General features: G+C 68.0%; 21 protein-coding genes. 8 read left to right on the forward strand and 13 right to left on the reverse strand.

Going from position 1 to position 20,874, the window contains the following annotated elements; translation table 11 throughout:
- Window positions 1–137 precede the first annotated feature (137 nt).
- From phoU to ABLE93_RS15105, 6 genes are all read right to left on the reverse strand, one after another.
- A complete protein-coding gene (gene phoU, locus ABLE93_RS15080) occupies window positions 138–866 on the reverse strand; it encodes a phosphate signaling complex protein PhoU (RefSeq protein ID WP_348840660.1) in 729 nt (242 codons plus the stop codon).
- A 127-nt stretch (window positions 867–993) separates the two neighbouring features.
- Entirely contained in the window at window positions 994–1,818 is an 825-nt protein-coding gene (gene pstB, locus ABLE93_RS15085) for a phosphate ABC transporter ATP-binding protein PstB (protein ID WP_348840661.1), read from the reverse strand.
- 51 nt (window positions 1,819–1,869) lie between these two features.
- Window positions 1,870–2,703 (reverse strand): phosphate ABC transporter permease PstA, encoded by an 834-nt coding sequence (gene pstA, locus ABLE93_RS15090; RefSeq protein WP_348840662.1) that lies wholly within the window; start codon window positions 2,701–2,703, stop codon window positions 1,870–1,872.
- Window positions 2,704–2,723: 20 nt separating this feature from the next.
- Entirely contained in the window at window positions 2,724–3,701 is a 978-nt protein-coding gene (gene pstC / locus ABLE93_RS15095) for a phosphate ABC transporter permease subunit PstC (RefSeq protein WP_348840663.1), read from the reverse strand.
- 169 nt (window positions 3,702–3,870) lie between these two features.
- A complete protein-coding gene (gene pstS, locus ABLE93_RS15100) occupies window positions 3,871–4,911 on the reverse strand; it encodes a phosphate ABC transporter substrate-binding protein PstS (protein ID WP_348840664.1) in 1,041 nt (346 codons plus the stop codon).
- A 123-nt stretch (window positions 4,912–5,034) separates the two neighbouring features.
- Window positions 5,035–6,366 (reverse strand): ATP-binding protein, encoded by a 1,332-nt coding sequence (locus tag ABLE93_RS15105; protein WP_510183033.1) that lies wholly within the window; start codon window positions 6,364–6,366, stop codon window positions 5,035–5,037.
- 539 nt (window positions 6,367–6,905) lie between these two features.
- On the opposite strand from ABLE93_RS15105, the gene ABLE93_RS15110 reads away from it, so the two are divergent.
- On the forward strand, window positions 6,906–7,625 hold the full coding sequence (locus tag ABLE93_RS15110; protein WP_348840666.1) for a hypothetical protein: 720 nt from the start codon (window positions 6,906–6,908) through the stop codon (window positions 7,623–7,625).
- Window positions 7,626–7,677: 52 nt separating this feature from the next.
- Here ABLE93_RS15110 and ABLE93_RS15115 read toward each other — a convergent pair whose 3' ends face one another.
- Complete coding sequence (locus tag ABLE93_RS15115; protein ID WP_348840667.1) at window positions 7,678–8,499, reverse strand: exodeoxyribonuclease III; 822 nt, start codon at window positions 8,497–8,499, stop codon at window positions 7,678–7,680.
- A 232-nt stretch (window positions 8,500–8,731) separates the two neighbouring features.
- On the opposite strand from ABLE93_RS15115, the gene ABLE93_RS15120 reads away from it, so the two are divergent.
- Window positions 8,732–9,223: a type II toxin-antitoxin system HicB family antitoxin gene (locus tag ABLE93_RS15120; protein ID WP_348840668.1), complete on the forward strand. Its 492-nt coding sequence runs from the start codon at window positions 8,732–8,734 to the stop codon at window positions 9,221–9,223.
- 57 nt (window positions 9,224–9,280) lie between these two features.
- Here the strand turns inward: ABLE93_RS15120 and ABLE93_RS15125 are convergent, their stop codons facing one another.
- The gene (locus ABLE93_RS15125) at window positions 9,281–9,616 is read right to left on the reverse strand and encodes a hypothetical protein (RefSeq protein WP_348840669.1); all 336 of its coding nucleotides are present in this window, start codon (window positions 9,614–9,616) and stop codon (window positions 9,281–9,283) included.
- Between the two features lie 125 nt (window positions 9,617–9,741).
- Between ABLE93_RS15125 and ABLE93_RS15130 the strand changes: the two genes are divergently transcribed.
- From ABLE93_RS15130 to ABLE93_RS15145, 4 genes are all read left to right on the forward strand, one after another.
- Window positions 9,742–10,182: a hypothetical protein gene (locus ABLE93_RS15130; RefSeq protein WP_348840670.1), complete on the forward strand. Its 441-nt coding sequence runs from the start codon at window positions 9,742–9,744 to the stop codon at window positions 10,180–10,182.
- A 98-nt stretch (window positions 10,183–10,280) separates the two neighbouring features.
- Window positions 10,281–10,751, forward strand: a complete 471-nt coding sequence (locus ABLE93_RS15135; RefSeq protein ID WP_348840671.1) for an SRPBCC family protein — start codon at window positions 10,281–10,283, stop codon at window positions 10,749–10,751.
- A gap of 134 nt (window positions 10,752–10,885) precedes the next feature.
- On the forward strand, window positions 10,886–11,101 hold the full coding sequence (locus tag ABLE93_RS15140; RefSeq protein WP_348840672.1) for a hypothetical protein: 216 nt from the start codon (window positions 10,886–10,888) through the stop codon (window positions 11,099–11,101).
- 76 nt (window positions 11,102–11,177) lie between these two features.
- On the forward strand, window positions 11,178–11,894 hold the full coding sequence (locus tag ABLE93_RS15145; RefSeq protein ID WP_348840673.1) for a TetR/AcrR family transcriptional regulator: 717 nt from the start codon (window positions 11,178–11,180) through the stop codon (window positions 11,892–11,894).
- Here the strand turns inward: ABLE93_RS15145 and ABLE93_RS15150 are convergent.
- From ABLE93_RS15150 to ahcY, 5 genes are all read right to left on the reverse strand, one after another.
- On the reverse strand, window positions 11,891–12,925 hold the full coding sequence (locus tag ABLE93_RS15150; RefSeq protein WP_348840674.1) for a phosphotransferase family protein: 1,035 nt from the start codon (window positions 12,923–12,925) through the stop codon (window positions 11,891–11,893). The genes ABLE93_RS15145 and ABLE93_RS15150 overlap by 4 nt on opposite strands.
- Window positions 12,922–14,139: an acyl-CoA dehydrogenase family protein gene (locus ABLE93_RS15155; RefSeq protein ID WP_348840675.1), complete on the reverse strand. Its 1,218-nt coding sequence runs from the start codon at window positions 14,137–14,139 to the stop codon at window positions 12,922–12,924. The genes ABLE93_RS15150 and ABLE93_RS15155 overlap by 4 nt, the downstream gene beginning before the upstream one ends.
- A gap of 86 nt (window positions 14,140–14,225) precedes the next feature.
- Window positions 14,226–15,281 (reverse strand): putative bifunctional lysylphosphatidylglycerol flippase/synthetase, encoded by a 1,056-nt coding sequence (locus tag ABLE93_RS15160; protein WP_348840676.1) that lies wholly within the window; start codon window positions 15,279–15,281, stop codon window positions 14,226–14,228.
- A 267-nt stretch (window positions 15,282–15,548) separates the two neighbouring features.
- Window positions 15,549–17,435: a potassium transporter Kup gene (locus tag ABLE93_RS15165; protein WP_348840677.1), complete on the reverse strand. Its 1,887-nt coding sequence runs from the start codon at window positions 17,433–17,435 to the stop codon at window positions 15,549–15,551.
- 484 nt (window positions 17,436–17,919) lie between these two features.
- Window positions 17,920–19,317, reverse strand: a complete 1,398-nt coding sequence (gene ahcY / locus ABLE93_RS15170) for an adenosylhomocysteinase (protein WP_348840678.1) — start codon at window positions 19,315–19,317, stop codon at window positions 17,920–17,922.
- Between the two features lie 550 nt (window positions 19,318–19,867).
- Between ahcY and ABLE93_RS15175 the strand changes: the two genes are divergently transcribed.
- Together ABLE93_RS15175 and ABLE93_RS15180 are read left to right on the forward strand one after the other, a co-directional pair.
- Complete coding sequence (locus ABLE93_RS15175) at window positions 19,868–20,455, forward strand: CarD family transcriptional regulator (protein WP_348840679.1); 588 nt, start codon at window positions 19,868–19,870, stop codon at window positions 20,453–20,455.
- 175 nt (window positions 20,456–20,630) lie between these two features.
- Complete coding sequence (locus ABLE93_RS15180) at window positions 20,631–20,819, forward strand: hypothetical protein (protein WP_348840680.1); 189 nt, start codon at window positions 20,631–20,633, stop codon at window positions 20,817–20,819.
- Window positions 20,820–20,874: the final 55 nt, after the last annotated feature.

The following is a 20,874-nucleotide window of genomic DNA, read 5'->3' on the forward strand; positions in this document are numbered from 1 at the left end:
ATTCATCCGTTCGTTAGACCGGGGCGGCCGGCTGCTGGGCAACCCGCGCCACGCGTCCTCTTGGCAAAATGAGAGGGCGGGCGATCGGACCGAACCCGATCCGGCCGCTCGCGCTCCGTCATGCGCCCGTCCGGGCCTCAGCCCTGGACGGTGCGGCCCGGGAAGGGCAGCGTGGTCTCGCTCGAGGCGTCGGCCTTCGGGCGGGTCTCGGGCAGGTTCTGGCCCGTGACCATGTAGAAGACGATCTCGGCGATGTTGGTCGCGTGGTCGCCGATGCGCTCGATGTTCTTGGCGCAGAACAACAGGTGCGTGCACACCGAGATGTTGCGCGGATCCTCCATCATATAGGTCAGGAGCTCGCGGAACAGGGAGGTGTACATGGTGTCGATGGCGCCGTCGCGGCCCCACACTTCGACCGCCTTGGCTTCGTTGCGGGCGGCGTAGGCGTCGAGCACCTCCTTCAGCTGCTCCAGCACCAGGTCGGAGATGTGCTCCACCCCGCGCACCAGCTTCTGCGGATGATACTCGCCCTCGATGGCGATCACGCGCTTGCCCACGTTCTTGGCGAGGTCGCCGATGCGCTCCAGGTCGTTGGCGACCCGGATGGCGGCGACGATCTCGCGCAGGTCGTTGGCCACCGGCTGGCGCTTGGCGATCACCAGGATGGCGCGGTCCTCGATCTCCCGCTGGGCCTGGTCGACGGTGGCGTCGAGCAGCACGACCTTCTGGGCGATGGCGCCGTCGCGGCGGATCAGCGAGGTGACGGCGTCGGCCACGAGGCGCTCGGCCTGGCCGCCCATCTCCACCACCTTGCGGCCGATTTCCTTCAGCTCGACGTCGAAAGAGGCAACGGTATGCTCCGGCATGGGATCGGTCCTTCCTTGGAGCCCGCCAGCCGGCCCGGGCCAACAGGCCGGCCGGCGGAGGCGTTCGCTCCCTTGGGGTTGAGGGAAGATGCGCCGGCCGGGCGAGCCCGCCGGCGCCTTTCCCGCGTCAGCCGAAGCGGCCGGTGATGTAGTCGCGCGTCTTGATTTCCTTCGGGTTGGTGAAGATCACGTCCGAAGGCGCCACCTCGATCAGCTCGCCCAGGTAGAAGAAGGCGGTGATGTCGGCGCAGCGCGCGGCCTGCTGCATGTTATGGGTCACGATGACGATGGTGAATTCCTGCTTCAGCTCGTCGATCAGGTCCTCGATCTTCGAGGTGGAGATGGGATCGAGGGCCGAGGTAGGCTCGTCCAGCAGGATCACCTCCGGCCGCACCGCGATGGTGCGGGCGATGCACAGGCGCTGCTGCTGGCCGCCGGACATGCCGAGCGCCGAGGTGTGCAGGCGGTCCTTGGTCTCGTCCCAGATGGCGGCCTTGCGCAGGCACCATTCCACCCGCTCGTCCATCTGCGCCTTGTTCAGCCGCTCGTGCAGCTTCACGCCGAACGCGATGTTGTCATAGATCGTCATGGGGAAGGGCGTCGGCTTCTGGAACACCATGCCGATGCGGGTGCGCACGATGGTGGGGTCGAGCTCCTTGCCCACGATGTTCACGCCGTCGAACAGCACCGCGCCCTCGGCCCGCTGGCCGGGGTAGAGGTCGTACATGCGGTTGAACACGCGCAGCAGGGTGGACTTGCCGCAGCCCGACGGGCCGATCATGGCGGTCACGCGCTTCTCGGGAACCTCGAAGTTGATGTTCCGGAGCGCGTGGTTGCTGCCGTAGTAGAACTGCAGGCTCTCCACCTTGATCTTGGCGGGCGCCGGCGGGGCGTCGGGCCGCGCGGCGACGGAGGAGGAGATGTTGAAGGTGGGATCGACGGCTGAAGTCATCTGGTCGGCCTCGCTTCGGAGGAAGGCGGAATGGGTGTGGCGCGGCGGAGCCTAGTGGCCCCGCGCGAGGAACAGGCGGGACGCCACGTTGAGCACGAGCACGCCCACGGTGATGAGGAGCGCGCCGGCCCAGGCGAGGGAGACCCAGTCGTCGAAGGGGCTGCCGGCGAACTGATAGATGGCGATGGGCAGGCTGGCCATGGGCCGCGACAGGTCGGTGGACAGCGCATTGTTGCCCAGCGAGGTGAACAGCAGCGGCGCGGTCTCGCCGGCGGCGCGGGCGATGGCGAGCAGGATGCCGGTGACGATGCCGGCGCGGGCCGCGCGCCAGGTGATGAACATCACCACCTTCCACTGCGGCGCGCCAAGGGCGAAGGCCGCCTCGCGCAGGCCCACCGGCACGAGGTTCAGCATGTCCTCGGTGGTGCGCACCACCACCGGGATCACCAGGATGGCGAGGGCGATGGCGCCGGCCCAGCCGGAGAAGCCGCCGAACGGCACCACCAGCAGCGTGTAGATGAACAGGCCGACGAGGATCGACGGCGCCGACAGGAGGATGTCGTTCACGAAGCGGGCGGCGGCGCCGATCTTCGTGCCCTTGCCGTTCTCGGCGAGGAAGGTGCCGCAGAAGATGCCGATGGGGCCGCCGATGGCCATGGCGATGCCGATCTGGATCAGCGAGCCGACGATGGCGTTGAGCAGGCCACCGCCCTGTCCCGGCGGCTTGGTGACCTCGGTGAAGACGTTGAGGCCGAGCGCGGGCAGCCCGCGCGAGAGCAGGGTCCACAGGATCCAGCCCAGGAGGAAGATGGCGAAGACCGCGAAGGCGGTGGACACCGCCTTGATGGTCGTGTCCTTGGCGCGGCGCGCTGCGAGGGAGGCCATGGTCTGCCTGTGCTCCGGGGTCAGTCGAGCCGCGAGCGCACGAGCGCCCGGGACAGTGCCAGCACGATGAAGGAAATCACGAACAGGATGAAGCCGAGCTGCAGCAGCGAGGTCAGCTTCAGCGACCCGATCGGGGCCTCCGGGAATTCGTTGGCGATGGTGGAGGCGATGGTGGCGCCGGGGGCGAAGAGCGAGGCCGACATGCGCGTCGCGTTGCCGATGACGAAGGTGACGGCCATGGTCTCGCCCAGCGCGCGGCCGAGGCCCAGCATCACCGCGCCCACCATGGCGGTCTTGCCATAGGGGATCGAGACGTTCTTGTAGACCTCGTAGGTGGTCCCGCCGACGCCGTAGGCCGATTCCTTCAGCATGGGCGGCACGCTTTCCAGCGTCTCCACGAACATGGCGGTGATGAAGGGCAGGATCATCACGGCGAGGATCAGGCCGGCGGTGAGCATGCCCGAGCCGAGGGGCGGGCCGGCGAACAGGGCGCCGATGATGGGCACGTTGCCCAGCGTGTCGATGAGCGGGGGCTGCACGTAGGCGGCCATCAGCGGGACGATGACGAAGAAGCCCCACATGCCGTAGATGATGGAGGGCACCGCGGCGAGCAGCTGCACGGCGACGCCGATCGGGCGCTTCAGCGGCTGCGGCGCGATCTCGGTGAGGAAGAAGGCGATGCCGAACGACAGCGGCAGGGCCACCACCACGGCGATCACCGCGGAGAACAGCGTGCCGTAGATCATCACCAGGGCGCCGAAATTCTCGGTCACCGGGTTCCAGGCGGGCGACCAGATGAAGTCGAGCCCGAAGTGCTGGAGCGCCGGAAAGCCGCCCTTGAACAGCTCGGCGATGATGAGGCCGAGCAGGACGAGGACGAAGATGCCGCTCGCCCAGAGGAGGCCAACGAAGATGGGGTCGGTCACCGCCCCGGTCCCCTTGGCCTTGGTGATGGGCTGGACCGAGCCAGACCGCATGCTCTCCACCGTCGCGTCCATTGGATGCCTGTCCCCCGCGTGCCGCAGCCGGCGGCTGGTCTCGATTTCGCGCTGTGTGGGCGGGACGCCGGGCGGCGTCACCGGCCCTCGTCGGAGCCTGCGGGACCGATGGGCCCGATGACTTCAAGGCGGCGTGCCGCCCGAGGGGGCGGCACGCTTCAGCCCTGGATCAGAGGACGGGCTTGCCGTCCGGACCCTTGATCTCCGCCTTGAAGGCCTCCTCGACCTGCTTCACCACCGACTCGGGGAGCGGGATGTAGTGCAGCTTCTCGGCGACCTCGGCGCCTTCCTTGGTGTAGGCCCACTTGAAGAATTCCATGGTCGCGCGGGAGGCGTCCAGATTCTTCGGGTCCTTAGGGAGAAGGATGTAGGTGGGGGAGACGATCGGCCAAGCCTCGGGGGCCGGGGCGTCGATCATGGAAGCGGCGAAGTCCTTCGCGCCCTTCCAGTCGGCGGAGGCGGCGGCGGCCTGGAAGCCGGCAACCTCGGGGCTCACGAACTTGCCCGACTTGTTCTGCAGCTGGGTGACGACCAGCTTGTTGGAGGCGGCGTAGATGAACTCCACGTAGCCGATGCCGCCCTTGGTGTTCTTGACGGTGCCGGTGACGCCCTCATTGCCCTTGGCGCCGGCGCCGATCGGCCACTGGACCGAGGTGGCGGAACCGACCTTGGACTTCCACTCGGGGCTGACGGCCGAGAGGTAGGAGGTGAAGATGGAGGTGGTGCCCGAGGAGTCCGAGCGGTACACGGGCACGATCGCCTGCGACGGCAGCTTCACGCCGGCGTTGAGGTCGGCGATGGCCTTGTCGTCCCACTTGGTGATCTTGCCGAGATAGATGTCGGCGAGCAACGGGCCGGTGAGCTTGAGCTGGTTGGTGGCGATGCCGTCCAGGTTGACGGTCGCGACCACCGAGCCGATCACGGTCGGGAACTGCAGCAGGTTGGCGGAGGCGAGCTTCTCGCTCGGCACGGTGGCGTCGGAGGCGCCGAAGTCCACGGTGCGGTTGATGATCTGGTTCTGACCACCGCCCGAGCCGATGGACTGATAGTTCAGGGTGTTGCCGGTCTTCTCTTTGAACTTCGCGCCCCAGGCCTGGTAGACGGGGGCCGGGAAGGACGCGCCAGCGCCAGTGAAATCGACGGCATAAGCGCTGCCAGCACACAGCGTGCCGGCCACGGCGATTACGCCGAGAGCGGTGGTGAGCTTCACGGTATATCTCCTTGCCAAATTCGTTGCGCATCCCAGGCAAGCGCCGGGGCAACATTGGGCTCAGGACTCTTAGTCCCCGCGGGCCAAGGTTCTATGACGCGCCCATGACACGGAGATGACCATCTAGGCCTTTGCGGTTTCGCGCTTTTTTTCTCGTTCCGGCAAAACATCCAGGCGAACGGAGAAAATTGCCCCGGCGCCGAGCTCGCTTTCCACCCCCAGCCGGCCGCGATGGCGGGCCACGATGTGCTTCACGATGGCCAGTCCCAGCCCCGTACCGCCCTGGTCGCGGCTGGCCGCCACGTCCACCCGGTAGAAGCGTTCGGTGAGGCGCGGCAGGTGCTCCGGCGCGATGCCCGGGCCGAAGTCGCGCACGCTCACCACAGCCGTACCGTTCTCGCGGGCGAGGCGCACCTCCACCTTCTTGCCGGCGGCGCCGTACTTCAGGGCGTTCTCCACCAGATTCTCGAACAGGCGGATCAGCTCGTCGCGGTCGCCGAACACCTCGAGGTCGGCGGCGTCCGCCACCTGCTCCAGGGTCACGCCGCGGTCGCGGGCGAGGGGCGAGAGGGTGTCGCAGACGTGGGCGAGGATGCCGCACAGGTCCACCTTGGTCTGCGGCCGCACATGGGCGTTGAGCTCGATGCGCGAGAGCGAGAGCAGGTCGTCGATCAGGCGCGACATGCGCCGGGCCTGGGAGGCCATGATGGCGAGGAAGCGCTCGCGCGCGGCGGTATCGTTGCGCGCCGGACCCTGCAGCGTCTCGATGAAGCCGGACAAGGAGGCGAGCGGGGTGCGCAGCTCGTGGCTGGCGTTGGCGACGAAGTCGGCGCGCATCTGCTCCACCCGGCGCTGCTGGGTGAGGTCGCGGAAGGTCAGCAGCACCGCGTCGGGCGCGTCCGGGGCGTTGCGCCCGCCGGGCGGCTCCAGCCGCAGCGGCACCACATGGGCCTCCAGCCAGCGGTCGAGGGGAATGCGCTCGGCGAATTCGACCCGGCGCGGCAGGCCGTCGGCGGCCGCGGCGCGCACGGCATCGAGCACCTCGGGCACGCGCACCACGAAGGACAGGGGATCGCCCACCCGCGTCGGGCCGATGGCGAGGGCCACCCGCTCGTTGGCGGTGACGATCTCGCCGCTGGCGGACAGCAGCAAAGCAGGCTCGGGCAAGGCGGCGACCACGGCGGCGGCCTGGGCCTCGCGCGGTGGCGGCGGGGTGACCGGCTCGGGCGCGCGCACCACCGGCTCGATGGTGGGAGCCCCCGCGCGCGCAGGCACCAGCGCCAGCGCCACCAGAAGCACCGCCAGCACCGCGCCGAGCGCCGGATGGATACCGTCTGCGATCACCCCGGCCACCACCGCAAGGCCCAAGGCGCCGAGCAGCAGGGAGGCCCAAAGGCTGCGCCCGCCTGAGGGCGCCGTTGCCACGGACGGCGAACGGGGAAGAAGGCGCGCCATCGGCGCGGCAGGGGCAGGCGCAACGGGAGCAGGAGAAACGGGAGCAGGAGAAACGGGAGCAGCGGCGGCGGCGGCCTCCGCCAGCGCGAAGGTTGCAGCTTCCGCGGCCGGATCACGCCGCGCTGGAGCCATGGCGGCGTCGGCACGGCTGGCGGGAGCGACGGACCCCGAACCGCGCGGCGGCGCATCGACCTTGATCCCGCCGGTCCCGGCAGGGATACCTTCCTCTGGTCCGGCCGACACCATGCGCCGCATACCTCCCGTGTCCTCCCTGTGGCGAATCGCCCGAGGGGGTGATGTTTTCTCGATGCTCGCGCCGCTCCAAGAAGGCATTACGACAGTGTCGGAACGGTGATTTTTCGGACTTTCCCTATGCATGGGGCACCCACCCGTGCGCTCCTACCCCAATTTTGATGAGCCGGCTCGCGTCGGATGGGGCGCCGCGCGCGTTTTGATGAGGGTTGGGCCGCGTCGGGTCACACGAGCTTGGCCGATTCTCTTCATCTTCTGCTATGAAACTCGAAGCGGAGACCATGACCATGCGAGAGCACCCCCGGCGCCCGGTCGCCGCGCGCGGCCCCCTGATGGCGGCGGCCGTGGCGGGCCCCATGGCGCTGTGCGGGATGCTGCCGGGACCGCCGGCCCTCGCTGATCCGCTGCCCCTGCCCAGCACGGATTTTTCGCTCAAGGCCGATCTCAAGCGTGGCGGCAGCCTGGACGTGGCCCACAGCCAGGGCCGGCTCAGGGTGGAGATCATGAAGCCCAACCTGCCGGGCAGCGTGGTCAGCCTCATTGACCTGAAGGCGCGCAGCATGGTGGTGCGCACGCCCAATCTGGCCAACATGGCGCTGGAGATCGACCTGCCGGCGGAATACGCCCTCGGCATTTTCGCCGGCCGGGGCCAGCGCATCGGCGAGGCCCAGCAGGTGGCGGGGGAGCCGTGCGATCTGTGGCGCGTGGACCCGCAGGTCAATTCCTCGGTCGGCCCCGCGACCGCCTGCATCACGCCGGACGGCATCGCTCTTCGCACTGAGGTGGAGATCAAGGGCCGCAAGCAGACCGTGTTCGAGACCACCCAGCTGACGCGGGCGGCGCAGGACCCGAAGCTCTTCCAGCTCCCGCCGGGCGTTCAGGTGCTGAAGGTCCCCAAGGGCAAGCTCGGCGCCGCTCTCGGCTTCGGCGGCGCCATTCCCGGCCTCGGCGGTCTGGGTCTCGGAGCTGGCGGTGGCGGTGGCGACGCGCCAGCCCCCAAGCCCTGATCTTGCCGCGACACTGATCTCCCCGGGGCGCGGACCGTCCCGCGGCCCGCCGTCAGCCGAAGGTAAGTGCCACCGGCACGTGGTCGGAGGGCTTCTCCCAGCTGCGGGCGGCCTTCAGCACCGTCATGGCGCTGGCCGAAGGCGCAAGGCTCTCATTGGCCCACACGTGGTCGAGCCGGCGGCCGCGATCGTTCACCGTATGGTCGGGCGAGCGGTAGCTCCACCAGGTGAAGAGCTTTTCCTGCGGTGGCACGAAGGTGCGCATCACATCCACCCACGGCCCCGACTGCTGGAAGAGGTTCAGCTTCTCCACCTCCACCGGGGTGTGGCTCACCACGCTCAGCAGCTGCTTGTGGTTCCACACGTCGGTTTCGAGCGGGGCGATGTTGAGGTCGCCCACCACCACCGCATGCTGGCCGGCATCCCGCGCCTGGGCGGCGAGGGGCGGCCATTGGGTGATCTCGTCGAGGAAGGCGAGCTTGTGGGCGAACTTGGGGTTCAGCTCCACGTCGGGCACGTCGCCGCCGGCCGGCACGTAGAAATTATGGATGGTGAGCGGCTTGCCCAGCGCGTCCGCGGGCGCCAGCGTCACCGCCACATGGCGGGCATCGCCCTTGCCGCAGAAGTCGCCCTTGGCCACCGCCGCGAACGGGCGCTTCGAGAAGGTCGCCACCCCGTGCCAGCCCTTCTGGCCGTTGAGCGCGATATGGGGAAAGCCCATGTCGCGGATGGCGTTCAGCGGGAACTTGTCGTCCTGGCACTTGGTCTCCTGCAGGCACAGCACGTCCGGCCGCAGCTGCTCGACAGCGGCGCGGACGATGTCGAGCCGGATGCGGACCGAATTGATGTTCCAGGTGCAGACAGTGAGGGACAAGGCAAGGGCAGACTGAAAAAGCGGGCGAGGCGCGACGCTTACACCCGCCGCGACGGCGGTGGCAAGGGTGGGGGGAAAGGCGGGCGCGAGGGGCCGAGGAGCCGCTCGCGTCGAGCCCCCTCCCCTTGCCCCTCCCCTCCCCGCTGCCCAGCTTTTCGGCTTGCCCGGTGGCCGCCCGCGCCTACACTGAAGCCTTTCAAAGCCGCTGCTTTTTCATTGAATGGATCGTGTCATGCACAATAAGAGGCTTGAGGCCTTGCGCGCCAATCCCGGCGAGGAGCGGCGGCCGGCGGATCTGGAGATCACCGCCTCCCAATATGCCATCAAGTTCCGCAAGGTGACCGGAACCCACGTGGTGTTCACCCACCCGTCCGTGCCGGACTGCGTGGCGGTGCCCATGAAGAACCGGATCCGCGCGGTCCACGTGAAGGCGTTCGTCGCCATGGTGGACCGCATGGATGCCGGCGGGCCGCCCATCCGCTACAAGCCGGCGAGCACCGAGACGCCCCTCGACCTTGCCGCCTATCCCTGCGCCGTCGCGCCGGTGCCGGACGAGGATGGCGGCGGCTTCGTCGCCAGCTTCCCGGACGTGCCCGGCTGCCTCGGCGTCGGCGAGACGCCCGAGGCGGCCGAGGCCGACGGACGGCAGGCACTGTTCGCCAGCATCGACGCGCTCAAGGCCGCCGACCGCCCGCCGCCCGAGCCGGGCGCGGCGAAGGCCTGAGCCATGGGGCCCCGGCTGCGGCCCCGGCTGCCGCCCACGCCGCCCACGCGGATCGGATCACCGGCTGCCGCGGGCGGCGCGCTCCGCCATGAAGGTCGAAACCGTGTCCAGCAGACGGATCGCGCCGGGCAATTGGGCGTGGGCCTCCACCTGGGCCGGGTTCTCCGGCTCCAGGGTGCGCCACCACACGATGAAGCGGCGGATGAGGGCGCGTCCCGATATGGCCTCGAACGGCATGCCGGGGAATGCGTCTTCGCCGAATGCCGCCTCCACCTGCCGCAGGCAGCCTTCCACATAGGCGCGGTCTTCCGCCTCCAGCCGGAATGGCGCCTCGGGTGCCCGGCGCTCCATGCGCGCTTCGCTCAGTTCCGGGATGTAGTCCGCCTTGGTCACGCCGCCTCCTTCCGTTCCGCGCAGCTCCGGCCGGGCCAGCCCGGGCGTCGCGCCGGATCGCATCGAGCAAGGCCGCCTCTCGCAGGATCGGGCCTAGCAGGATCGATGCCACAGGGGCCTGCGCCGTGACCAACCTCGCCCCGCCCGACGCCACCGCGATCGCCGCTGTCCCCGCCACCGCCTTGCCCTCCGGCTTCCGCCTGCTGGTGCTGCGCGAGCTCGCGTCCGGCGACGGCCCGGCCGGCTATGCCGTGATCGGCCAGAGCCTGCTGCGCGCCCCGCCCCGCACCATCCGCCACGGGGTCGCCTTCGCCCTCGCCTTCCGGCCTGAGGCGGTGGACTGGCTGAGCGGCCATCTCGGCCGTCCGGCGGCGCGCGGGGCCGACGGGTCGACGGCGCGCAACCCGCGCTGGCCGCGCCTCGCCTGGCATCGGGCCGAGCGGTTCTGGACCGACGGCAGCCGAACGACCGAGTGGAGCGCCGATATCCTGTTCGAAAACCCGGTGGACAGCGCCGCTTTTGCCGAACGGTTCGCCACGGCCCTGGCCGGTGCGGCGGGGCCGTGAGGCCCGGTTCTTGCTTCGCCGAAGTCGGGCCTTCTGCCCTTTTTCACCCGGAGCGGGCCGACCCGCCATTCATTGACCGCATACTGGAGCTGCTTGCCATGTCGGACGTTGTGGAGACCCGTTCCATCGAGACCGAGGCCGAGTTCGACCACCCGATCGAGACCGTCTGGCGCGCCATGACCGATTCCGAGTGGCTCGCAGTGTGGTTTTTTCCCAATGATATCCAGCCCTTGGACGGCCACAAGTTCACCATCTGGGGCCGCCCCATCGAGCGCTGGGACGGAGAATTCCAGTGCCAGGTGAAGACCGCCGTGGCCCCGCGCGAACTGTCCTTCATCTGGAAGGGCGGGCATGAGGAGCTGAAGGGCTTCGGCCATTTCATCGACACGCTCGTCACCTGGACGCTTACCCCCACGGCATCGGGCGGCACCCATTTCCGCTTTGTTCACGAGGGCTTCGGCACCGACACCGCCTCCGACGGCGTGTTCGACGTGATGACCAAGGGCTCCCAGAGCGTCCTGCGCACCCTTGCCCGGCGCCTCCCCGACCTGATCCAGCACGGCGCCTGAGGCCGCGTCGGCGCCGCCCTCCGGCGCCGGCCCCGCCCGGCCGAGGCGGGATGAAAGGACAGGGAACCGGTACGCCACGGCCGCGTTTACTCTCCGGTTGATTTCAAGCGCCGAGGGGCGCAACGGAGACCGACATGGGCCAGAGCCTTCCTTTGAATGATGCCTCTTCCCTCCGTATCGTCATCGGCGATGCCGAAACCAACGCCTCCAGCGTCGCCGACGTTGTGAAGTTCCTTCGCCAGCAGGAAGCCGGCGACCTCGCCGACCTGCTCCTGTCCCAGCCGACCGGCCACCCGGCGAGCCTCACCGACTTCTGCGCCCGTATGGAAGCGCTCTGCGCCATGGTCTGAGCCGGGGGTGCCCGCCCCGGCTTGACTTTCGCCCTCGCCCGCCCAGTCTGGCGCCCGTGTGACACGGGGAACGCGATTGGACGCCGACGCGAGTGCGGATGCTGCCGGCAGAGGCGCTCTGAAGGTCAGTGCCCTGGAAGCCAGCGCCCTAGAAGTTCGTGCCGCGCGCATTCATGCGCGGCACCGCGACACCATCAAGGTTCAGAAACCGCACGTTGCCGTGGCGAACCTCGCCCGCATCATCGCGGCGGCGCTGACCCTATCTAATCGCCACGGCTTTCACGCCATGACGCTCCGTCTGCTGGCCGAAGAATCGGGCCTCAGTATGGGCGGGCTCTATTCATATCTCGACAGCAAGGACACCCTCCTCCTGATGATCCTTCAGGAGGTGGCGCAGGCGGCTGAAGAGGCTTTGGCTGGAGCGCCGGCCGCGGCGCGCACCGACCCTGCGACCCATCTCGCATGGCTCATCGACGCCCACGTTCGCCTCACCGAGGAGATGCACGCGTGGTTCGTCTTTGCCTATATGGAGGCGAAGGCTTTTCCGCCCGAGGCGCGAAAGCGCGCGGTGGAAAGTGAGCGGGCGACGGAGCGCATGTTCGCCGAGGTCATCGCCCAAGGCGTCGCGCAAGGGGTCTTCGAGTCGGACGATCCGGCCTTTGTCGCGACGCTGCTCAAGCCGCTGCTGCAGGATTGGTATGTGAAGCGCGGCAAGTATCGCGAGCGCGGCATCGACGCCGCCACCTACGCAGCCCGCGTCACCGCCTTCGTCGCGAAGGCGCTCGCGCCCTAGGTCGTGAACGCCACGGCCCGCTTGGCGAAGGCGGCGGCGAGGCGCCCGGTTTCCTGTGCGCCCTCGGCCGCCGCATTCCCCGCCCTGGCGCGCGCCGCGATGCCTTCGAAGATCACTGCCCATCGGAACAGCGCGAAGGCCATGTGGAAGCCTTCAAGGCTTAGGCCGTGGGTCGCCGAGGCCTGATATTGGGCGGTGAAGGCCTCAAGGGGCGGGATTCCCAGGGCATCGAGGTCCAGACCGTCGATGCCGCCATATTCCTCAGGCCGCGACACCCAGGCGATGGCGCAGTGGGCAAGGTCGGCCAGCGGATGGCCGAGGGTGGACAATTCCCAGTCCAGGAGAGCCACCACCTCGGGCCGGGTGGGGTGGAACATGAGGTTGCCGATGCGATAATCGCCGTGGGCGATGCGGCTCGTGTCGTCCGCCGGGACATGCTCCGGCAGCCACTTCACGAGGCGGTCGATGTTCGCATCCTCCCGCGTCTTCGAAAGGTCCCACTGCCGCGTCCAGCGGGCGATCTGCCGGGTGAAGTAATTGCCGGGGCGGCCGAAGTCGGAAAGGCCGGCGGCCTCCACGTCCACATTGTGCAGCGCCGCCAGCGTTCGGGCCATGGCGTCATACATGGCCCGGCGCTCCTGTGGCGGGACGCCCGGCAGGGTGCAGTCGTGGAAGACCCGGCCCTCCACCTTTTCCATCACGTAGAACAAGGTGCCGATGACAGCGCGGTCCTCGCACAAGGCGAGTACCGGAGGCACCGGGACGCCACTGCCGGCCAGCGCCCGCATGATGCGGTATTCCCGGTCCACCGCATGGGCGGAGGGGAGCAGGGTGCCGGGCGGCTGCTTGCGCAGCACGAGGGCGCGCGCGTCATAGGTGACGAAGAAGGTGGGATTGGACTGGCCGCCGGAAATGGCCGCGAAGCGCGGAATTCCGGAAAGGCCCGGCACGCGCGCCTTCAGCCAGCCATCCAGCGCCGCCGTATCGAAGCCGGGCCCGTCGCCGGCCGGGATCGCGTCCGGAGCGCTCACGCCGCGCCCTCGCCGACGGGCCAGTTCCAGAAGGCGTCGCCTTCCTTGTCGAGGAAGCGGTTCAGTACCATCTCGTGCACCGCGTCAGCGCCATCGACGATGCGCGCCTGCCTGGCATAGCGGTAGATCCACTCCAGCACCGTGTCCTTGGAATAGCCGCGCGCGCCGTTGATCTGGATGGCGGTGTCGGCGGCGAGGTGCAAAGTGTTGGCCGCCTTGATCTTGGCCATGGACACCTCCTTGCGCGCCAGGCCGCCGCGGTCCAGCTCGAACGCCGCCTTCATGGTCAGCAGGCGGCCGATCTCGATCTCCATGGCGACGCGGCCCAGCATGGTCTGCACGCTCTCCCGGTCGGCGAGGCGCACGCCGAAGCCCTCGCGCACCGCCGCATAGTCCCGCGCAATGGCGACGCAACGCATGGCGAGGCCCAGCCAGCGCATGCAATGGGTGAGGCGCGCCGGGCCGAGGCGGATCTGCGTCACCTTCAGGCCGTCGCCCTCGCCCATGAGCACGTCCCCGGCGGGAATGGTGAGGCCGTCGAACTCCAGCTCGCAATGCCCGCCATGCTCCTCCGGCCCCATGATGGGGATGCGGCGCACGATGCGCCAGCCCGGGGCGTCGCGGTGAAAGGCGAAAGCGGTGAGGCCGCGGCGGGCGTCGTCCGAGGTGCGGGCGATAAGGATGAAATGCGCCGCATCCTCCGCGCCGGTGATGAACCACTTGCGGCCGTAGATGCGATAGGAGCCATCCGGCTGCTTCTCCGCACGGGTCTGGATCATGGACGGGTCGGAGCCGCCGCCCGGATGGGGCTCGGTCATGACAAAGGCGGAGCGCACCGCACCCTGGGCCACCGGGGCGAGCCACTTCGCCTTCTGCTCCGGCGTGCCGACCTGCTCAAGCACCATCATGTTGCCGTCGTCGGGCGCGGCAGAATTGAACACCACCGGCCCGAAGATGGACCGGTTCATCTCGCTGTAGCAGACCGCCATGCCCATGCGGCCCACCCCGAGGCCGCCATTCTCCGGCTTGAGCTGAAGGTTCCAGAGCCCGGCCTCCCGCGCCTTGCGGCGCAGGCGCTCCAGCGGCTCAGCGGCGATGTTCTCATGGGCGTCATAGGCCGCCGGGTTCTGCTCCAGCGGGATGATCTCGGTGGCGACGAAGGCGGCGATGCGTCGCCTCAGATCCTCGAGGGCTGGAGAGATGGTGAAGTCCATAGCGGCCCCGGCGGTTAGAAAATCGAGCGAGCGCTCGCTTTTTATATGGCGCCGCCGCCAGACGCAAGGCGGACGGAGGCCGACGGCTATTCGGCGGCGGTCTTGGAAGCCTCGGCCTTCGCCGCATCCACCGCGGCGGCCGCCTTGGCGAGGCGGTCGGCGGAGGCCTTGCCGGCCAAGCGCAGGCTGAGTTCGCGGGCGCCGAGCAGGCTGAGCGCCAGGGCGAACGGCACGATGTAATAGAACAGTCGGAACAGCAGCAGCGCGCCGAGAAGCTCGGCCTTGTCGAACTGCGGCAACGCCACCAGAAGCGCCGCGTCGAACACGCCGAGGCCGCCCGGAGCATGGCTGGCGAAGCCCAGCAGGGTCGCGGTCACGAAGATGACAGACAGGGAGATCGGGTCGATGTAGGGCGTCGCCGGCATCAGCATGTACATGGCGGCGGCGCACAGGGTGAGATCGAGAATGCCGATGCCCACCTGCACCAGCGTGGAACGCCCGCGCGGCAGCTGCACGAACCAGGAGGAGCGCCCGATGGTGCGCGGCGCCAGCGACACCCAGGTGATGTAGGCGACCAGCGCCGATAGGGCGGCAACGCCGATGATGCGGTTGATGAACGGTGGCAGCTGGTCCACCGCCGTCGCCGCCTCGGGGTGCAGCGTTATGCCGAGGCCCAGCACCGCGATATTGCCGAGCCAGAAGGTGAGGCCGGCGACGAAACAGATCTTCGCCACGTCGATGGCGCCGAGGCCCCAGGCCGAATAGATGCGGTAGCGCACCGAGCCGCCGGTGAATACGGTGAAGCCCACGTTATGGCCGATGGAATAGGAGCAGAAGCCGGACAATGCGGCGACGCGATAGGGCACGTGACCCTTGCCGATGGTGCGCAGGGCGAACCAATCGTAGAACGTGAGCGTAAGGTAGGCAGCGGCCACGAGCACGAATGCTATGGCGATGTGGCGCGGGTTCTTCTCCGTCAGCGCATCCAGCACATCTCCCCACCTGAGATTGTGCAGCATGCGGTACAGAACGACCGCGGCGAAGGCGATGACGATCAGGCTGAGGATGAAGCCGAGGCCGTGCAGCCCCACCCGTTCCTTCAGGAAGGTCGCGACTTTCGAAGCCAATGAACGCACACCCATAGCGTCACCGTTCCCCCCGCCCGCGACGACGCCGGCTACGCCAGTTCTAGTTTGGTCCGCCTGCGCATAAAGAGCGTTTTTTAGGCGGCGCGTGTCGTCTTCGGGCTTCTTCTGCACCTGTCACCCTGCCTGAGGCCGGCGTCGAAACGGCGCCGTGCGCCAAACATGGTTAGGCCGGGCCCATGGCACCAATACGCCGGCTCCATGACCATCCTGCTTCAACACGGTGACCGACGGCCGATGACTGTGCCTAAGGCGGCCGCCGGCTCAAAGCTTGACCGGATAGCCGATCTCCACCGTCCGGGCGCGCGGCAGGCCGAACCGGTCGACCGAGCGCTCGGCGTTGCGCGCGAGAAACGCGAAGACGTGGGCCACCACGTCCCTCACCCGCGTGACCTCGTCGGGCGGGATGATCCGCTCGTGGCCGATCACATAGATGGCCGCGTCGGGATCGATGCCGCGTCCGCTGAGGGCCGGCCCGAGGACCGAGGGCACGTCGATCTGCTGCATGTAGCCGAAGCGCAGATCCACCCGCACGAACCCGTCGTTGAGCGTCGTCACCTTCACCCGGTCCTCCACCGACACGCGCGGGCGCGCGGCGATCCACACCGAGACGATGACCGCCATCTCGAAACGGACCTTCAGAAGGTCCGCCATGCGCGAGAGGGCGACGGGCGTCATCGCACCCGCGCGGGACAGAAAGATGGCGGTGCGCGGGCTCTCGACGTCGTTCACCCGGTCCTTGCGGGCGACGAAATTGTCCAGCGGCTCGGTGAAGCGCACCTGTTGGGCCACCACCCCCTCCAGGCCCCGCCGCCAGCTGACCATGACGAAGATGATGACGCCGGCGATGGTCAGGGGCAGCCAGCCGCCGTCATGGATCTTGGTCATGTTGGCGAAGGCGAAGGCGAGGTCGACAGCCAGCAGGCCCGTCGCCATGGTCCAGACCGCCACCGGCGGCCATCCCCACGCCCGCCGAACCTGGGCGATGAACAGGATGGAGGTGGTCACCATGGCGAAGGCCACGGCGATGCCATAGGCCGAGGCGAGGCGCTCGGACGCCTCGAAGCCGAGCACCACGGCGATGCAGGCGATCATCAGAAGCCAGTTCAGCCGGCCCACATAGATGTGCTGCTCGTTGTGCTCCGAGGTGTAGCGGATGCGCATGGGCGGCAGGTAGCCAAGCTCGATGGCCTGCTTGGCCAGCGAGAACACGCCGGTGATGATGGATTGCGAGGCGATCACGGTGGCCGCCGTGGCGAGGAACAGCAGCGGCACGTCGAACAGGTCGGGGCTGAGGTCGTAGAACGGATTGCGCACCGCGCTCGGATCCACCAGCAGGATCCCACCCTGCCCGAAATAATTGAGCAGCAGCGCCGGCATGGCCACCATCAGCCAGGCCCGCGCGATGACCGGCCGGCCGAAATGCCCGAGGTCGGCGTACAGCGCCTCGCCGCCGGTGACGGCCAGGAAGCAGGCGCCGAGGATCACCCCGGCAAGGCCGGGATGCTCCACCATCAGGAGGACGCCGTGCCGCGGATCGAGCCCCGCGAGCACTTGCGGCGCCTGCAGGATGCCGTAGATGCCGAGGCCGGCGAGGCAGCCGAACCACAGCAGCATGATCGGGCCGAAGAAGGCGGCGATGCGCTCCGTGCCGAGCCGTTGGGACAGGAAGATGGCCAGCAGCACGAGGCAGGTGAGCGTTACCACCCAATGCTCCAGCTCTGGCGAGATGACCTGAAGGCCCTCGATGGCGGAGAGCACGGAAATGGCGGGCGTGAGCACGCCGTCGCCGATGAGCATGGCGGCGCCGAGAAGGCCGGCCGCCAGAAGATACCACCTGAAGCCAAGGGCGCTGCGGTGCAGGTCCAGCAGGGTGACGAGAGCGAGAATGCCGCCTTCCCCGTCGTTGTCGGCGCGCAGCACCAGCATCACGTATTTGACCGTGACCGAGAGGATGATGCTCCAGGTGATCAGGGACAGCAGGCCGAGCACGTCGGCGCCGATGAAATTGGTGCCGCCCACCGCCAGCACGCCCTGCTTGAGGGCGTAGAGCGGGCTGGTGCCGATGTCGCCGAAGACGACGCCGAGCGCGCCGATCTCGGCTGCGAACGGCAGGGTGCGCGTGCGGTCGCGGGAAAAGCTCATGGACATGAAGGGCGGCCGCCTCTCAGGCCAGCGGATCGGGCGCGCAGGGGAAGCGGCGAGGGCCGCTCCGGCTGAGGTCGGTCATCTTGGCTGTTCCGCCGCAGGCGCATGGGAATGCGCAGCGCAATGTCTCGCCTTGCAAGCGTCGCACGAAACCGTTCAAGGCCAAGCCCCCGCAACAAGCCACCGCAACGCGCACCTGCACCTGAACCTGCACTCTCGCCCGAACCCGTACCCCGCGTCCGCCGCCCCGCGACGAACCGGAAGGCCGCCCGGAGAGGACTGCCCCGCCGGAGCGGGCAGACCTGCCGCGGCGCGGGACCCCGGACGCGGGCTCGGCCGTACCCGCATGACGCGGGCCTGCCCCAACACCTAGCTCCGTTCGCGGGGGAAGACAATGCACTGCGCAAAAGGGTGAACGCGGGCGCAAAACGCAGAACGCCGGCCCGAGGGCCGGCGTTCGCGAGGGCACGCTGTGAGGCGCGCAATCTCAGTAGCGATAGTGCTCGGGCTTGAAGGGGCCTTCCTGGGCCACGCCGATATAGGCCGACTGCACGTCCGAGAGCTTGGTGAGCTTCACGCCGATCTTGTCGAGGTGCAGCGCCGCGACCTTCTCGTCGAGGGTCTTGGGCAGGGTGTAGACCTTCTTGTCGTACTGGCCGGGCTTGGTGAACAGCTCGATCTGCGCCAGCGTCTGGTTGGTGAAGGAGGCGCTCATCACGAAGCTCGGGTGGCCGGTGGCGTTGCCGAGGTTCACGAGGCGGCCTTCCGAGAGCAGGATGATGCGCTTGCCATCGGTGAACTCGACCTCGTCCACCTGCGGCTTCACATTGTGCCACTTGAAGTTCTTCAGGCCGGCGACCTGGATCTCGCTGTCGAAGTGGCCGATGTTGCAGACGATGGCGCGGTCCTTCATGGCCCGCATGTGGTCCACGGTGATGACGTCGAGATTGCCGGTGGCGGTCACGAAGATGTCGGCGCGGGGCGCCGCATCGTCCATGGTCGTCACTTCATAGCCTTCCATGGCCGCCTGCAGGGCGCAGATGGGATCGATCTCGGACACCATCACCCGGCAGCCGGCATTGCGCAGCGAGGCGGCGGAGCCCTTGCCCACGTCACCGAAGCCGGCGACCATGGCGACCTTGCCGGCCATCATCACGTCGGTGCCGCGGCGGATGCCGTCCACCAGCGATTCACGGCAACCGTAGAGATTGTCGAACTTCGACTTGGTCACGCTGTCGTTGACGTTGATGGCCGGCCACAGCAGCGTGCCCTTCTTCTGCATCTCGTAAAGACGATGCACGCCCGTGGTGGTTTCCTCGGTGACGCCCTGGATGTTCTTGGCGAGGAGCGAGTACCAGCCGGGCTTGTGCTTGAGGCGGCGCTTGATGGCGGCGAAGAGGACTTCCTCTTCCTCGTTGGTGGCACCGTCGAGGAAGGCGGTGTCGCCCTCTTCCGCGCGCTTGCCGAGGTGGACGAGCAGGGTGGCGTCGCCGCCGTCGTCCAGGATCATGTTCGGGGTGCCGCCGTCGGCCCACTCGAAGATGCGGTGGGTATATTCCCAGTATTCCTCCAGCGTCTCGCCCTTCACGGCGAACACCGGCGTGCCGGCCGCAGCGATGGCGGACGCGGCGTGGTCCTGCGTGGAGTAGATGTTGCACGAGGCCCAGCGCACGTCGGCGCCCAGCGCCTTCAGCGTCTCGATGAGCACGCCGGTCTGGATCGTCATGTGCAGCGAGCCGGCGATGCGCGCGCCCTTGAGCGGCTGCGACGGGCCGTATTCGGCGCGGGTGGCCATCAGGCCGGGCATCTCGATCTCGGCGATGTCCAGTTCCTTGCGGCCCCAGTCCGCGAGGTTGATGTCCTTGACCACGTAATCGTTGCTCATGGATCGCTCCGCTTGAGGTCAGCGCCGGAAAGGCCCGCGAGGGCCGGCGCCAAAGGTCCCCACCAAGGGTCCGGCGCCGTTTAGCACGAAGACGGCCGATGGGGCAATAAGGATATAAAGAAGTGTTTATATCGCCCGGCAGAATCGGCCGGAAATGTCCGCCGCAATGACGTTACGGAGCGTCGCTGGACGTCGTCCAAAGTAGGATTGGCGACACGCGCGCTTTGATTCCGACAAAAATTGTGATATACGTGACTTTACAGTCGATTGCTTTCACCACCAGCCGCATCGCGCCTGCAAAGTGTCCACGCATCTTTCAGGGCGCATTCTCGGGAACAGAGGGGCGAGAATCGCGTGCCAGCCGACACTTACGGCTTGGCGCGGTGGCTGTCTACGCATCGTCTGGCAGAGCGGGGTTGCGGGCGTTCCGGCCGCGACCCGAGTCCGCAGCGCAAGGTGCGCGTCGTTCCGGTGACCGGACCGGCGACCGGCGCACCAACAGGTTCGGCCCGGGTTGCAGTCCCTGGGCCGCGCCAGGAGTGACAAGAGCATGTCGGCAAAGAAGAACGCGCAGACCCGTCTCGGTTTCAAGACGGGTGAGCACATTGTTTACCCGTCCCACGGGGTCGGCCGCATCATGGCCATCGAGGAACAGGAAGTCGCCGGTTTCAAGCTCGAACTCTTCGTGATCTCGTTTGAAAAAGACAAGATGACGCTGCGGGTCCCCGTTCCCAAGATCGCCAGCGTCGGCATGCGCAAGCTCTCCGAGACCAATATCGTCGACAAGTCGCTCGAAACCCTCCAGGGCCGCGCTCGCATCAAGCGCACCATGTGGAGCCGCCGCGCGCAGGAGTACGAAGCCAAGATCAATTCCGGCGACCTCGTCGCCATTTCCGAGGTTGTTCGCGATCTCTACCGGTCGGATGCTCAGCCCGAGCAGTCCTATTCCGAGCGTCAGCTCTACGAGGCGGCCCTCGACCGCATGGCCCGCGAGCTCTCGGCGGTGCAAAACATCACCGAGACCGAGGCGGTGAAGCTTATCGAGCAGAACCTGCTCAAGGGCCCGCGCCGCGGCACCGCCAAGGCAGCGGAAGAAGCCGATCTCGACGCCGAGATGGAGACGGACGAGGCCGCCTGAGCCCGTCGGCCCTGCGGCCACCTTTTTTACACGGCGAGCGACAGGAACCCGGCTTCGGCCGGGTTCTTTTTTGCGCTGTCGGCCGCAGATATTTCGCGCAGTCCCGCGGGTGGGCCCGGAACCGAGCGGGGGCTTGGGCGTTTTTCGCGTTGGGGCGGGAGTTGGAGAAGCGATCATGTCCAGTCGTGACCAGGATCAGCGTAATCCCCAGAACGACAAGAAGACCGACAAGGAGAAGGCCAGCGAAGGTCCGGGCCGCCACCAGCAGCAGCAGGCGGCGCAGATGCCGGGCCAGAAGAGCGGCCATCAACAGGGAGGACAGCAGAATTCCAACCCGAAGGACCAGCGGCGCGACCCGCGCTGAGCGTCCCTGACCGAACCTGAATGCCGAAGCTCCGGCTGCCGTCTTCCCCGGACGG

Source organism: Xanthobacter pollutisoli (assembly GCF_040044995.1).
GTDB lineage: Bacteria > Pseudomonadota > Alphaproteobacteria > Rhizobiales > Xanthobacteraceae > Xanthobacter.

Excerpts from the sequence above, each read along its gene's own strand:
- phoU (WP_348840660.1), bottom strand. The coding sequence starts at position 866 with ATGCCGGAGCATACCGTTGCCTCTTTCGACGTCGAGCTGAAGGAAATC.
- pstB (WP_348840661.1), bottom strand. The coding sequence starts at position 1,818 with ATGACTTCAGCCGTCGATCCCACCTTCAACATCTCCTCCTCCGTCGCC.
- pstA (WP_348840662.1), bottom strand. The coding sequence starts at position 2,703 with ATGGCCTCCCTCGCAGCGCGCCGCGCCAAGGACACGACCATCAAGGCG.
- pstC (WP_348840663.1), bottom strand. The coding sequence starts at position 3,701 with ATGGACGCGACGGTGGAGAGCATGCGGTCTGGCTCGGTCCAGCCCATC.
- ABLE93_RS15105 (WP_510183033.1), bottom strand. The coding sequence starts at position 6,366 with ATGGCGCGCCTTCTTCCCCGTTCGCCGTCCGTGGCAACGGCGCCCTCA.
- ABLE93_RS15110 (WP_348840666.1), top strand. The coding sequence starts at position 6,906 with ATGCGAGAGCACCCCCGGCGCCCGGTCGCCGCGCGCGGCCCCCTGATG.
- ABLE93_RS15120 (WP_348840668.1), top strand. The coding sequence starts at position 8,732 with ATGCACAATAAGAGGCTTGAGGCCTTGCGCGCCAATCCCGGCGAGGAG.
- ABLE93_RS15135 (WP_348840671.1), top strand. The coding sequence starts at position 10,281 with ATGTCGGACGTTGTGGAGACCCGTTCCATCGAGACCGAGGCCGAGTTC.
- ABLE93_RS15140 (WP_348840672.1), top strand. The coding sequence starts at position 10,886 with ATGGGCCAGAGCCTTCCTTTGAATGATGCCTCTTCCCTCCGTATCGTC.
- ABLE93_RS15155 (WP_348840675.1), bottom strand. The coding sequence starts at position 14,139 with ATGGACTTCACCATCTCTCCAGCCCTCGAGGATCTGAGGCGACGCATC.
- ABLE93_RS15160 (WP_348840676.1), bottom strand. The coding sequence starts at position 15,281 with ATGGGTGTGCGTTCATTGGCTTCGAAAGTCGCGACCTTCCTGAAGGAA.
- ABLE93_RS15165 (WP_348840677.1), bottom strand. The coding sequence starts at position 17,435 with ATGTCCATGAGCTTTTCCCGCGACCGCACGCGCACCCTGCCGTTCGCA.
- ahcY (WP_348840678.1), bottom strand. The coding sequence starts at position 19,317 with ATGAGCAACGATTACGTGGTCAAGGACATCAACCTCGCGGACTGGGGC.
- ABLE93_RS15175 (WP_348840679.1), top strand. The coding sequence starts at position 19,868 with ATGTCGGCAAAGAAGAACGCGCAGACCCGTCTCGGTTTCAAGACGGGT.
- ABLE93_RS15180 (WP_348840680.1), top strand. The coding sequence starts at position 20,631 with ATGTCCAGTCGTGACCAGGATCAGCGTAATCCCCAGAACGACAAGAAG.